Annotated in this window: 9 protein-coding genes; 7 read left to right on the plus strand and 2 right to left on the minus strand. The window is 67.9% G+C overall.

Features of this window, described 5'->3' with window-relative positions:
* Positions 1–80 precede the first annotated feature (80 nt).
* The 5 genes from VEC57_14225 (at position 81) to ligD (ending at position 9,428) form a co-directional block, all read left to right on the plus strand.
* A complete protein-coding gene (locus VEC57_14225) occupies positions 81–1,820 on the plus strand; it encodes a hypothetical protein (GenBank protein ID HYC00289.1) in 1,740 nt (579 codons plus the stop codon).
* Between the two features lie 177 nt (positions 1,821–1,997).
* The gene (locus VEC57_14230) at positions 1,998–4,190 is read left to right on the plus strand and encodes a PAS domain-containing protein (protein ID HYC00290.1); all 2,193 of its coding nucleotides are present in this window, start codon (positions 1,998–2,000) and stop codon (positions 4,188–4,190) included.
* A 4-nt stretch (positions 4,191–4,194) separates the two neighbouring features.
* Positions 4,195–6,216: a PAS domain S-box protein gene (locus VEC57_14235; GenBank protein HYC00291.1), complete on the plus strand. Its 2,022-nt coding sequence runs from the start codon at positions 4,195–4,197 to the stop codon at positions 6,214–6,216.
* A gap of 294 nt (positions 6,217–6,510) precedes the next feature.
* A complete protein-coding gene (locus VEC57_14240) occupies positions 6,511–7,461 on the plus strand; it encodes a Ku protein (protein HYC00292.1) in 951 nt (316 codons plus the stop codon).
* Positions 7,458–9,428, plus strand: a complete 1,971-nt coding sequence (gene ligD, locus VEC57_14245) for a DNA ligase D (protein ID HYC00293.1) — start codon at positions 7,458–7,460, stop codon at positions 9,426–9,428. The genes VEC57_14240 and ligD overlap by 4 nt, the downstream gene beginning before the upstream one ends.
* A gap of 27 nt (positions 9,429–9,455) precedes the next feature.
* Here the strand turns inward: ligD and VEC57_14250 are convergent, their stop codons facing one another.
* The gene (locus VEC57_14250; protein ID HYC00294.1) at positions 9,456–11,102 is read right to left on the minus strand and encodes an MASE1 domain-containing protein; all 1,647 of its coding nucleotides are present in this window, start codon (positions 11,100–11,102) and stop codon (positions 9,456–9,458) included.
* Between the two features lie 19 nt (positions 11,103–11,121).
* Entirely contained in the window at positions 11,122–11,562 is a 441-nt protein-coding gene (locus VEC57_14255) for a response regulator (protein HYC00295.1), read from the minus strand.
* Between the two features lie 401 nt (positions 11,563–11,963).
* Between VEC57_14255 and VEC57_14260 the strand changes: the two genes are divergently transcribed.
* Both VEC57_14260 and VEC57_14265 read left to right on the plus strand, forming a co-directional pair.
* Complete coding sequence (locus tag VEC57_14260; GenBank protein ID HYC00296.1) at positions 11,964–12,413, plus strand: hypothetical protein; 450 nt, start codon at positions 11,964–11,966, stop codon at positions 12,411–12,413.
* 75 nt (positions 12,414–12,488) lie between these two features.
* Positions 12,489–13,625 carry a hypothetical protein gene (locus tag VEC57_14265; protein HYC00297.1) on the plus strand — a complete coding sequence of 379 codons (1,137 nt, stop codon included), beginning with the start codon at positions 12,489–12,491 and terminating at the stop codon, positions 13,623–13,625.
* Positions 13,626–13,657: the final 32 nt, after the last annotated feature.

The following is a 13,657-nucleotide window of genomic DNA, read 5'->3' on the forward strand; positions in this document are numbered from 1 at the left end:
CGCGCGACGACGCACGCCATCCCGAATCCACCCGACCGGACGACGGCCGGCGTGAGTACTTCGAGGAGCCGGGGCGGCCGATGGGAATGCACCACGGCTGCGGCAATCCGGTCGGCGTGGAAGTCATCACCACTCCCGACCGTCCCGTGCCCGGCGCGCCGCTGCGCGTGATCGCGGTTTCCGAGCGCGCCATCGACGGCGAGCTGCTGCTGATCTCGCCCAGCGGCGAGCGCGTCGCCGAAAGCGGCGAGCGCCGCGGCGGGCCGCCGTACTGGTGGTACGTGCAGGTGATGCCGCGCGAGATCGGACGGTATCGCGGCGTGCTCCGCACCGGCGGCACCACCGCGTGCGCCGACACCGACGTCACGCATAACCCGTCGCCGTTGCCCGAGCCGCCTTCTGCGGCCGTATGGCCGGTGCAGCGGCGCTGGGACCGCAACATGGAAAACCTCTACTCGGCCTGGGTGGAGAAGCTCTTCGACGATCCGCTCGACGCAACTCCGAGCTGGAAATCGCTGCACGAGGTCACGCGCCAGTCCGAGCGCAACTTCCTCTACGACCACCTCGGTCTGGGCGAGGATTCCGACGGCGGACTCAAGCTCGAGCCCGACTGCGCCGATCTGCCGTACTTCCTGCGCGGCTACTTCGCCTGGAAGATGCGGCTGCCCTTCGGCTGGTCGAAATGCCACCGCGTCGCCGCGGGCCAGGCGCCGACGTGCGTCGAGTGGCACAACAACCTGGAGCCAGGCGGGTCGGGAGGCGAGCTGTCGCGCGTGCAGAAGTTCCTGGCGCGCGACGTGGGCTGGGGCGTGCACTCGGGCACCGATCGTACCCTCGGCGACGACGACGAGTCCGACGTCTATCCCACGCGCCTGTCGGCGCAGACACTGCGGCCGGGCACCGTCTTCGCCGATCCCTACGGTCACATCCTGGTGCTGGTACGCCGCCTGCCGCAGACGCCGTCGGCGTCGGGGCAGTTCCTCGCGGTGGATGCGCAGCCCGACGGCACGGTCGCGCGCAAGCAGTTCTGGCGCGGGACGTTCCTGTTCACGGTCGACCCGAAGCTCGGCGGCGCCGGCTTCAAGAACTGGCGTCCGATCCTCCCCATGGACGACTCGCTGCGCCTGCTGACCAACGATGAGATCCTCGATCACCCCGACTACGGCGATTTCTCGATGGAGCAGTACGAGAACGGCGCCGAAGGCTGGTACGAGCGCATCGACGAGGTGCTCTCGCCCGAGCCGCGCGATGCCGAGCAGGTGGTACGCGAGATCGTCGATTCGCTCGAGCAGCAGGTGCGCGGGCGCGTCGACTCGGTACAGAACGGCGAAGACTACATGGCCAAAAACTCCGGCGTGGTGCCGATGCCCAAGGGTGCCGCGATCTTCCAGACCGTCGGCGCCTGGGAAGACTACGCGACGCCGTCGCGCGACCTGCGCCTGCTCATCGCCATCGACGTCGTGCGGGGCTTTCCCGACCGCGTTGCGCGCAACCCGCGGCGCTTCCGTCTGCCGGGCGGCGGCGGCGACGTTCGCGGCCAGCTCCAGGCGCTGCTCGAGGAGGAGACGCGCCGGCGCACCTTCGATTACACGCGCAGCGACGGCTCGCCGTGGACGCTGCGGCTGTCGGACGTGCTCGAGCGCGCCGTGGATCTGGAGATGGCCTACAATCCCAACGACTGCATCGAAATCCGCTGGGGCGCGCCCGAAGGCAGCGAGGAGCGCTCCACCTGCAGACGGCACGCGCCGCAGGAGCAGCGCCGGCGCATGAACCATCAGAACCGCGACTGGTTCCGCGAGCGGCGCCGGCCTTCCACCTGACACGGGTGCGCTTCGCCTTGGCACGGTGCGCGCCGCGGATGCGAGGTGCCGCTACCGGCACGGCCGGGTGCCTCTCGCATTCGGCTCGCGACGCCGCCGCGCGGGCGCGGGTGAGGCGACCACGCTTCCAACCAACCGACCATTGCGCCCAGCGCGGCAGTTGAGCATACATCTGCCGTGGAGCAGGCAGCGGCGATCGTCGGCGCGGCGGTGATTCTGCAGATTGCTGGCGCACTGCTCGCCTACACTCTGGGGCGCCTGCTGCGCTCGCCCATACTGGAGTGGGTTGTACCGCTCCTTCTTCTCGGCATTTCCGCCGCCGGAGCATTCCGTCTGCGCGAGGTCACGGCTGCCGGCGCCACGCCGGCAACCGTTGCCGATCAGCTGTCGCTGTGGCTGTCGGCGCTGACGACGATCGGCCTGGCCACGGCGAATGCATGGCTGCGCCGCCGCCGGCCGTCGCTGCTCGACCCGCGCAGGTCCCAGGAGCAGGAGCATGCGGCGCGCCTGTCGCTGTTCCTGAACGAGTTTCCGGCCCACATCTGGACCACCGATCGATCGCTCAGGATCGACACCGTCGCCGGCCGCGGCATCGAATCGCTCGAGCTGACGGCCGAAGGTCTGCTCGGCCGCAGCGTCGAGGAGGTGTTCACGTCGGTCGGCGTGGTGCCCGAATACATGACCGCTCCTCGCCGGGCGCTGGCCGGCGAGACGGTGCCGTTTCTGACGCCGGTGCGCGGCAACATGCTCGAAGGTGCCGTCGCGCCGCTGCACGACGGAGACGGAAACATCATCGGCACCATCGGCATCAGCCTCAACGTCAGTGAGCGCGAGCGTGCCTCCGAGCAGGCGCGCAGCGAAGAAGAGATCCTTCACGAGATTCTCGATCACACGCCGTCCATCGTCTTTCTCAAGGACCGCGAGGGGCGGTTCCTCTGGGTGAACCGGCGATGGGAGGAGCTGTCGCGGCGGCCGCGTACCGAGGTCGTGGGCGCCAACGACTACGACTTCTTCCCGCCCGAGGCCGCGACGGGCTTCCGGCGCACCGACGCCAAGGTCTGGGCCACCGGCCAGGCTGAGACGTTCGTGGAGCCATTGGTGGGCAAGCGCCGCTCCCGCACGATGCTGTGCAGCAAGTTCCTGCTGCGGCGCAGCGACGGCACGCCCTATGCCCTGTGCGGGATCGCCAACGACATCACCGAGCGGGCCCGAATGGAGGAGGAGCTCAAGCGTCGCGAAGCGCTTCTGGTGGAAGCGCAGGCGCTCGCGTCGCTGGCGAGCTGGGAGCTCGATTTCCGCAGCGGCGAGCATTTCGCCTCCGAGCACATCTACACCATGCTCGGCATCGACGCGCGCGAGAACACGATTTCCACTTTCGACGACTTCCTCGCGCACGTGATCGAGGAAGACCGCGCGACCCTGATGGAGGCCGTGCACCGTGCGTTCGTGCAGAACGAGCCGACCGTCGCCGAATTCCGCGTCCGGCAGGGCGACGGACAGATCCGCTGGCTGCGGGCGCAGGGCAGAATGGACCGCGACGAGGACGGCGTGCCGGTGCGGTTCTATGGCTTCACGCAGGACATCGACGAGGAGCGGCGTGCGGAAGAGGAGATCCGGCGCCTGACCTCGCAGCTCGAGCACGGCGTGCGCGAGCGTACGCTGCAACTCGAAGGCGCGGTGCAGGAGCTGAGCAGCTTCAGCTACGCCGTCTCCCACGATCTTCGCCAGCCGCTGCGCTCGATCGCCGGATTCCTGGCGCTGATGGAAGAGGAAGCCGGCGATAGCCTGGGCAGCGTCGCGCACTACCTGGAGCGTGCGCGGACCGCCACCCGCCGCATGGACAACATCATCGGCGATCTGCTTGCGCTTGCTCGCGTCACGCATGCACCGCTGCGGCGCGACCGCCTCGACCTGACCGAGCTCGCTCGCGAGATCTCCATCGAGCTCAGCCGTTCCGAGCCGAACCGCGACGTGCAGTGGGAGCTCAGTGACGGCCTGTCTGCCTCGGCCGACCCCGGCCTTGCGCGCCTGGTGCTGCAGAACCTGATGAGCAACGCCTTCAAGTTCACCCGCAAGACCCCGCGCCCGGTCATCGAAGTGGGCTCGCGCGAGATCGACGGACAGACGGTTCTGTACGTGCGCGACAACGGTGTCGGCTTCGACATGGCGCGCGCCAAGCGCTTGTTCGAGCCGTTCCAGCGCCTCCACGATGCCGCCGAGTTCGAAGGCAGCGGGATCGGCCTGGCAACGGTAGCCCGCATCGTGCGTCATCACGGCGGCTGGATCCGGGCCGAATCGCGCCCACAGCACGGCGCCACGTTCCTGTTCACGCTCCCGGCTGCCGTGGAGACCGAAGAGGAGGCGGCGTGATCGCGTGAGCGCACTGGCCGAAACGTGGCCCTGGTGGAGCGTGCTCGCGCAGCTCGCCGTGCTCGCGCTGGCCGCGCGCGCTCTGCTGGCGGGCATTCAACCATCGCGTCCCGCTCCGGGCGCGACGCCGGCGGACGCGGCCGCCGTTGCGCGCCGGCGCGTGCTGGCCCTGATGGTCGAGCAGCTTCCCGCGCACATCTGGACGGTCGATGACAAGCTGCGCTTCGTCAGCGCCGGCGGACGGGGTCTGGAGGCGCTCGGCTTCAAGCCGCAGGACCTTACGGGCCGCTCCGTGCGCATCATCAGCGGGGCCGAAGGCCTGTCCGAGTACAATCACGAGATCCATGCGCGGGCGCTGGCGGGCGAGACCGTGCGCTTTCGCCGCTGCATGGGCGAGGCGACCATCGAAGGCGCGGTCGGGCCCATCCGCGACACCGAGGGCACGATCACCGGCGTTGCCGGCGTGGGCATCGACGTCACCGCTCAGGCCGCCGCCGAAGAGCTGGCGCGGGCAACCGCGCAGACGATGCAGGAGATTCTCGATCACGCGCCGGCCAGCATCTTCATCCGCGACCTCGACGGCCGCCTCACCTTTGCCAATCGCAGCTGGGAGACGTTCACCGGCAGGACGCGCCAGGAAGCCGTCGGCACCACCTTCCACGAGCTGTACCCGCCGGAGCTGGCCGAGGTGTACGAGCGCAATTTCCGCGATGCGCTGGCGTCCACAGAGGCGGTGTCGGTCATCGAGAAGGGCATGGTCGGCGGCGAGGAACGCTCGTTCCTGACCGTGCGCTTTCCGCTGCGCCGGCGCGACGGCACGGTCTACGCGCTGTGCGGCATCTCGACCGACCGTACCGATCACATTCGCATGCAGGAGGAGCTGCGGCGGCGTCAGGAGCTGCTCGATCACGCACAGGCGATGGCGCGCCTGGCCAGCTGGGAGACCAACCTGCGCACCGGCGAGCGCTACTGGTCCTCGCACATGTACGCGATCCTCGGGCGCGAGCCCGATTCGGTGGCGGATCGGCAGGGCTACTCGCCCGATCTGCTGCTCGCGCACGTCGTCGACGAGGACAGGCCGCGCGCGATGGAAGAGGTGATGGCGGCGCTCTTCCAGGAGAAGCAGTACCGCGTGCAGTATCGCGTGCGCCGCGCCGACGGCCGCCTGGCCTGGCTGCTGGTGGTCGGCAACGTCGAGCGCGACGAGGACGGTGCGCCCGTGCGCTTCTACGGGTTCGTCCAGGACATCACCGAGCGCATGGAGGCCACCCAGGAGATCAGCGTGCTCAACGAGCGCCTCGAGGAGCGCGTCCGCCAGCGCTCGCAGCGGCTGGAAGTCGCGGTCAAGGAGCTGAGCAGCTTCAGCTACGCGGTATCGCACGACCTGCGGCAGCCTCTGCGGGCGATCGCCGGCTACATGTCGCTGCTCGAGGAAGAAGTGGGGCAGCGCCTGCCGCAGGAGGCGCGTCAGTTCATCGGCCGCGTGCAGGCAGCGGCACGGCGCATGGACGCGATCATCGACGACCTGCTCGCGCTTTCGCGCGTCTCGCACGTGTCGTTCGAACGCATCGCGCTCGACCTGAGCGCGATGGCCCGCGACGTGGCCGGGGACGTTTCGGCTGCGGATCCGTCGCGCGACGTGCGCTGGGTGATCGAGGAGGGCCTGACCGTGCATGCCGACAAGGGGCTGGTGCGCATCATCCTTCAGAACCTGTTCGGCAACGCCTTCAAATTCAGCCGCGGGCGTGAGCAGGCCGTGATCGAGCTCGGGAGCGAAGTCGAAGACGGCGAGCGCGTCTACTTCGTCCGCGACAACGGCGCCGGCTTCGACTCGGCCCATGCGCAGCGCCTGTTCCAGCCCTTCCAGCGCCTGCACGATGCATCGCGGTTCGAAGGGACCGGCATCGGTCTGGCGACGGTTGCACGTGTCGTGCGCCGTCACGGTGGATGGATTCGCGCGCAGTCGGCGCCGGATCAGGGCGCGACGTTCCGCTTCACGCTGGCTGCGAAAGACGACGCGAGCTGAGCTTCGCTTTCTGGTCGACCCCCGCCGCCGGTCGCCGTCGCCGGCCTCGAAGTCGGGCAGGCGTGCGCGATCCTGCTGCCGGGGCCGCGACAGGTACCAGCATGCGGGGTGCGCCGCGGCCACCCGAAGGTATAAATCTTTCGCACAGGCCTTGGCCGCCCGGTGCGCGTGTTACGTTGCGAAGCGTGCGTGCGATGCGGCGCCCAGGGGCACCGGTCCCTGGGTGGGCGGTAGTCGAGCGGTGGAGACGCGCACGAAAGCTTGCAGCGCCTCGCGCCCAAGGAGCTCGTCACCATGGCCCGTTCGATCTGGAAAGGAAGCCTCGCGTTCGGACTCGTCGAGATTCCGGTTTCGCTCGTGGCGGCCGAAGAGGCCGACGAGCTGGCGTTCCACCAGATCGACCGCCGCACCTTCTCGCGCGTGGGCACGACGCGCATCAACAAGGAGACGGGCGAGCCGGTGCCGTGGAGCGAGATCGTCAAAGGCTACGAGTACGAGCCCGACGAATACGTGATCCTCTCCGACGAGGAGCTGCGGCGTGCCAACGTCAAAGCGACCAAGACCATCGAGATCGAGGACTTCGTCGACCAGGCGGAGATCGACCCCCGCTACTACGAACGCCCCTACTATCTGGAGCCGATCAAGAAGGGCTCGAAGAGCTACGCGCTGCTGCGCGAGACGCTCGAGCGAACCAAAAAGGTCGGGATCGCACGCGTGGTGTTGCGCACGCGCCAGCGCATCGGCGCCGTGATGGTGCGCGACGGCGTGCTCGTCCTGGAGCTGCTGCGTTACGCCTACGAGCTGCGTGACCCGAAGAAGATGGACCTGCAGGTGCCGGCCGATGCCGAGGAGCTGGGTGTCAGCGACCGCGAGGTCAAGATGGCCGAACGCCTGGTGCAGGGCATGAGCGCACGGTGGAACCCGAAGAAATACAAGGACGACTATCGTGACGACGTCCTGGCGATGATCCAGAAGAAGATCAAGGCCGGCCACACGCACGTGATCGAGGTGCCCGACGCCGAAGGCGAGGCCGACGAGACACCGCGTGCCGATGTGGTGGATCTGATGCCTCTGCTCAAGAAGAGCCTCGAGTCGCGCGAGGCCAAGGTGTCACGCTCGGTGGCGGCGCGCGCGAGCTCGGGCGAGAACGAAAAGCCGAAGACGGCCAAGTCCAGCGCCAGGAAAACCGGCGGCAACAAGAAGAGCTCGGGCGGTGAAGGCCGTGGTACGCGGCGGAGTGCGTGAAGATTGCCGATCGCAGCGGCTCCCGAACCGATGCAGCGTCGGTGCGCGGCGCGCGTGCGGCTCCGATGCCGGAATGGATCGAGCCGAGCCTTTGCACGCTGGTGACGGCGCCGCCGGCCGGCGGCGACTGGCTTCACGAGATCAAGCTCGACGGCTATCGCATCCTGGCGCGAGTCGAGGACGGGCAGGCGCGGCTGCTGTCGCGCAACGGCAAGGATTGGACCGGCCAGTTCGCATCCATCGCCCGCGCCGTGGCCGCTCTTCCCTTCGAGCGCGCCATCCTCGACGGCGAGGTCGTGATCCTGAAAGCCGACGGCACCACCAGCTTCCAGGAGCTGCAGAACGCGCTCAGCCGCCAGGGCCAGAGCGGCATCACCTACTTCGCGTTCGACCTGCTGCACTTCGGCGACCATGACCTGACGGCGGCGCCGCTGCGCGAGCGCAAGCGCCTGCTGCAGGCCGCGCTTGCGCCGTCCGACACGGCAGGAGTCATCCGCTACACCGACCACGTTCAGGGCAGCGGCGTCGAGTTCTATCGCCAGGCATGTGCGCACGGCCTGGAGGGGACCATCGCCAAGCGCGCCGAATCGCCCTACAGGTCCGGCCGCTCGCGCGACTGGCTCAAGATGAAGTGCCTGCAGGGGCAGGAGTTCGTCATCGGCGGCTACACCGAAGGCACCGGCAGCCGCACCGGCTTCGGCGCACTTCTGCTCGGCGTCAACGAGGAGGCGGGGCTTCGGTACGCCGGCCGCGTCGGCACGGGCTTTACCGAGACCTCGCTGCGCGAGCTGTCCGAGCGGCTGCGCGCGCTCGAGCGCAGGCAATGCCCGTTCTCGAAGCGCCCCACCGACATCCGCGCCGGCGTGCACTGGGTCGAGCCCGAGCTGGTTGCCGAGGTGGTGTTTCTCGGGTGGACCCGCGATGGGCTTCTGCGCCAGCCGTCGTTTCGCGGTCTGCGCAGCGACAAGCGTGCGGCCGACATCGTGCGAGAGCAGCCGCTGGCGGCGCCGCCTCCCGCGCAGGTACGCAGCGATGCGCGCGTGGCTACGCGGGTCGCCGGAATCCGCATCACCAATCCGGCCAAGGTGCTGTATCCGGATCCGGGCGTGACCAAGTACGAGCTGGCGCAGTACTACGACATGGTCGCGGAGTGGATGGTGCCGCACGTGTCGCATCGGCCGCTGACGCTGGTGCGCTGCCCGGACGGCTACGAAGGCGAGTGCTTCTTTCAAAAGAACGTCGCCGAGGGCACGCCGCCGCAGGTCGGGCGCGTACACATTCCCGATCTCAAGGAGATCGAGGATTCCACGTACCAGTACGTCAAGGATGCGGCCGGGCTGGTCGCGCTGCTGCAGCTCGGCGTGCTCGAGTTCCATATCTGGGGCTCGCGCCAGCAGCACCTCGAGCAGCCCGACCGCGTCACGTTCGATCTGGATCCGGGTCCTGGCGTCTCCTACGAAGAGGTCATCGAGGGCGCGCTTCTGGTGCGCGACACGCTGGCGCGGCTGCAGCTGCGCAGCCGCGTGATGCTGACCGGCGGGAAAGGCCTGCATGTCGTGCTTCCTCTCGAGCCCGAGCACGACTGGGCAACGGTCAAGGACTTCTCACACGCGTTCGTGCAGGCGCTGGTGCGCTCCCATCCGACGCGCTACACGGCGCACCTGGCCAAAGTTCGTCGCGAGCGCAAGATCTTCCTCGACTATCTTCGCAACGGACGCGGGGCCACGGCGGTCGCCCCCTACTCGACGCGCGCGCGTGCCGGCGCGCCGGTGGCCGTTCCCATCGATTGGGACGAGCTGCGCCCGTCGCTGCTGCCGAATGCATTCAACGTCCGCAACCTCGCTCGGCGGATGCAGCGCGTCGCCGACCCGTGGCTGCAACAGGAGATCGCTCCGCAATGGCTCGGCAAGACGCTGTCGGACGCTCGTGCCGCGCTCGGCCCGCACAAGCGCAAGAGCACGCGCTGAACGACCCTACGCGCTGCAGCGGTGAGGTCACCGCGCCAGCGGCAGCGTCATATAGAACGTCGCGCCATTGCGGGCATCGCTCTGCGCCCACACGCGACCGCCGTGACGCTCGACGACTCGGCGCACGGTTGCCAGACCGATGCCGGTGCCGTCGAACTCGCCGTCGGTGTGGAGCCGCTCGAAGACCCGGAACAGCTTGTCACCGTACTGCGGGTCGAAACCGATGCCGTTGTCGCGCACGAACAGGACCGCCTGCCCGGGCGGTGCCTGGTCGTCGTTCTCGACGCCGATCTCGATGATCGACTGGTCGCGTGGCATCGAGAACTTGATGGCGTTCGAAAGCAGGTTCGCCAGTGCCGTGCGCAGAAGCGCGCGGTCCGCCTGCACGGCCGGAAGCGCGCCCACGCTCCATTGGATGGGCCGGTCCTGGTTCTCCGCGCTCAGCTCGCGCTGCAGCTCGCGCACCAGCTGGGCCACGTCGACGCGCTCGGTGCGCAGCCCGGTGCGCCCCGTGCGAGAGAACGCGAGCAGATCGTCGACGAGCCGGCCGAGCTTGCTGGCGGCGGCCGAAATGCTTTGGAGATGCCGCCGCGACGTCTCATCGAACGACTCCGCGCGCACCAGCAGCAGATTGGCGAATCCGTCCAGATGCCGCAGCGGCGCGCGAAGGTCGTGCGCCACCGCCGACGTGAACGCCTCCAGCTCGCGCGTGGTGGCCTCGAGGCCGGCGGTGCGTTCGACGACCCGCTCTTCGAGCACGGCGTTGAGGTGCTGGAGCACGCCGTTGAGCTGCTGGACCTCGGCCTCGGCACGGCGGCGCTCGCTGATGGCCGCCGCCAGCACCATCCCCGACGACGCGAGCACGGCCATGAAGCTCTGCAACGCGAGCAGGTTTTGTGCGGCGTTTGCTGTGGCGAACGGTCCCGACTCGCGGGCGGTGCTCTGCGTCGCGATCAGCGACACGACCATGGTTGCGCCGGCAGCGCCCGGCGGCCCGAAGCGCAGCGCGCCCCATATGATGAACGGAAACATCGCGTACGCGCCGCTATTGCCGCCAAAGAAGCGCTGCTCGAACACGATCAGCGCAGCCAGCAGCAACCCCGTCAGCAGAGCCAGCGCCTCGCGCGGTCGCGCCAGCAGCCCGCCCAGGCGAGGCGCGCTCCGCCACGTCAACAGCACCGGCGCGACGATCAGGCTTCCCATCGCATCACCGAGCCACCACGTCAGGAGCGCGCTGCCGTACTGTTCCTCCGGCAGCACGCCGGCAAGCCACGCGCTGTTCACGCCGATGAGCGCGCTGGCGGCGGGGCTGACGACGGCGGCCACGGCGATCAGGGACAACGCGTCCTGCACACGATCCAGCGACTTGCGAAAGCCCACGACGCCGAGAAGCTGCGCTGCGATGACGGCTTCCAGCGTATTGCCGAAAGCGATCGGCAGCGTGACCACCAACGGTACGCCGATCGAGAGATTGGTCAGGAAGGCGCCGAGCGCGATGCCGGGCCACAGCGCAGGTGCCAGCAGCATCGCTGCAACGGCCATTCCCGTCGGCGGCCACACTGGAGCGGCCAGGCCGCCGATGGCCGCGAGCGACAGGCCCGCGCGAGCGGTGGCGAGGTAGGCAAGCGCAAGTAGAGCGATCTTTGCGCTCCGCGGAAGATTGCGCCGACCCATCACCGTGACTCGCCGAGATCTACTCCGGATGCGGTGGCGGGATGTTCACTTTGGCCCAGAACGCACTGAGCAGCCGCAGCGTCTCCGCGAACCGTTCGAACTCCACGGGCTTGACCACGTACGCGTTCGCGCCCAGGCGGTAGGCCTCGAGGATGTCGCGATGCTGGGCGGAGGAGGTCAGGACGACCACCGGGATCAGCGACAGCGTCTCATCCCCCTTGATCTGTCGCAGAACGTCGAGACCGTTGATGCGCGGCATCTTGAGGTCGAGAAGGACCAGCGCAGGATTGCCGGGCTCGCGGGTCGCGTACGGCCCGCGCCGATACAGATAATCAAGAACCGCCACTCCGTCGCGCAGCAGGATGAGGGACTGCGCGTCCTCCTCGAGATCCAGAGCCCGCGTGGTCAGCTCGGCATCGTTGGCGTCGTCTTCGGCGAGAAGAATCAGCTTGGATTCCACGATCTCACCATCGTTCCCGTGGAGTAGAAGACGATAGTGGCAGTGGATTGATCAGATGCGCGGCCCAGGAGTGAGCACTGCTCAACCCTGCATCGGTTTCCATGCCCATGGTTTGCCCCTTGCTGCGGGGGATGGCGAACCCCTCGCCCTCGTCCGCAGGAGATGCGTAAGTACGCCGTATGCAGCGGGCATTCCAGCGCTTCTGGATGGTTTGCCTCCGATGGGGAAAGGCGCGTGTGGCAGATCACGACTGCCTCCGGAGTCGGCTTGCAGCGCAGTGCGGCAAAAGAGTTTGTCCTGACCCCATTGCAACCCGAAGTGGCGCTTTCTACTGTCCGACCGAGGCGGCGCCGGTGGTGCCGCAAGCCACCGGCACTGCGGGTGCCGCGGAGGGGACCGACATGAGCCTGATCTTTCCTTCGATCGGCTTTTTCCAGGCCCTCCGGGAGGCGATGGCCGCCGACGCCGAACGCTTCCGGAGACTCGGATACTTCGACACCACTTTCGGCGTGTCCGTGCTGGAGGACGGCGCCAGTCGCCAGTTCGTCCTGGCCTTCGACGTCTTCGACTGCGTCGATGTCCGCGAGGTCGAGGACCTGTCCAGCGAGAAGGTCGACTTCGTGCTCGAGGCCGACATCGCGGTATGGCGAGGCATGATCGCCAACATCAAGCAGAAGGGCGCGGCCGATGCCGAGCACGGAATCAACACGCTGACGCACTTCGGCGAGCGGATGCGCTGCGTCTACGACGACCCCGACGGCCACGACAAGATGTTCCGCTTCGCCGAAAGCATCCAGGAGTTCTTCAATCTTGCGGCCAGGGTCGACGTCGAAGTCGCGGCCGCAGCATGAGATTGGCGGCCAGGGTCTCGAATCCACGGATTGCGGAGGCTCGTAGCCTTAAGACGTGACCGACGGGAGGAGGCGATGAGCTACCTCAGCACCACCGAGTTCCTCGACGACAAGGATTTCGTCGATCGCTACATGTACACGATGCGCACCGGCAACCTCGATTTGTCGTGGATGGACGCCGCCACCGAGGATGTCGAGGTGCAGGCGGCGAACAGGCGCCGCGGTCTGACGTTCCGCGACCTCGACGTCGGCAGCTACGGTTACACCGACCTGCCGCCCATCGCGCGCGGCGCGAGCACCCTGGCGCCGCGGGGGGCCGAAGAGCCGCCGGGGCTCCCCGACATGAACGCCGGCACCGTGCGCAAGGCCGACGTGTGGGCCTACAACATCGAGGGCTATTACGAGGAGGCGATGTCGCGGCAGTGGAACGCCGCGACCGACATCCCGTGGAAGCAGTTGTGCGAGCACGACCTCGGGGAGGACCTCGGCAAGGCCTACTCGCAGTTGCTGACGTTCCTGACCGAAGTGGAGATGATCGCCACCGACGTGCCCAGCAAGTGGCTCAGCCAGATCAGCGCCGACTACTTCGAGGTCAAGAACTTCATCGCCACCCAGTGCATGGACGAGGCGCGACACGCAGAGATCTTCCGCAAGCGGGCCCTGACCACCGGCTACGGCCTGATGAAGGCCAGCATGCAGAACGAGCGGAATCTCAAGTTCCTGCGCGAAGCCGACAGCTTTGCCGAAGCCTCCACCACGCTGCATCTGCAGGCCGAAGGCTTCGTGCTGACGCTGTTCCGTTTCAGCGAGTATCTGGCGCCGACCGACGGCGACAAGCGCCTGTTCCGCCTGGTCATGCAGGACGAGGCGCGCCACGTCGGCTACGGCATGCAGCACCTGAAGTGGCACCTGGAGAACGCCCCCGAGTCGCGCGAGATCATTCACCGCCATCTCGCCGAGGCCGAGAACTTCGTCTTCGGCGGCATCTTCGCGCCCGAAGTCCTCGAGTCGTTCGTGGTGCTGGCCGGCAAGGGCACCGGCAAGGACAACATCCAACAGGGCCTGGAGATCGTCAACCGCTTCAACATCCAGCAGGTCGAGGAGTATTTCGAACGACTCGACAAGTGCGGCATGCCCGAGCGGCGCGAGCGCAGCGACCTTTGGAAGGTGCTGGAGATGGCCAGGGCGGGGATGGCCGCTGCACGATCATGAGAGCGAGCATCCGCATCGAGCCGCGCCGTTCT

It is taken from the genome of Candidatus Limnocylindrales bacterium, assembly GCA_035626395.1.
In the GTDB taxonomy this organism is placed as follows: domain Bacteria; phylum Desulfobacterota; class Binatia; order UBA1149; family CAITLU01; genus DASPNH01.

Coding starts and splice junctions, on each gene's coding strand:
- VEC57_14265 (HYC00297.1), top strand. CDS start 12,489: ATGAGCTACCTCAGCACCACCGAGTTCCTCGACGACAAGGATTTCGTC.
- VEC57_14240 (HYC00292.1), top strand. CDS start 6,511: ATGGCCCGTTCGATCTGGAAAGGAAGCCTCGCGTTCGGACTCGTCGAG.
- VEC57_14225 (HYC00289.1), top strand. CDS start 81: ATGGGAATGCACCACGGCTGCGGCAATCCGGTCGGCGTGGAAGTCATC.
- VEC57_14260 (HYC00296.1), top strand. CDS start 11,964: ATGAGCCTGATCTTTCCTTCGATCGGCTTTTTCCAGGCCCTCCGGGAG.
- VEC57_14250 (HYC00294.1), bottom strand. CDS start 11,102: ATGGGTCGGCGCAATCTTCCGCGGAGCGCAAAGATCGCTCTACTTGCG.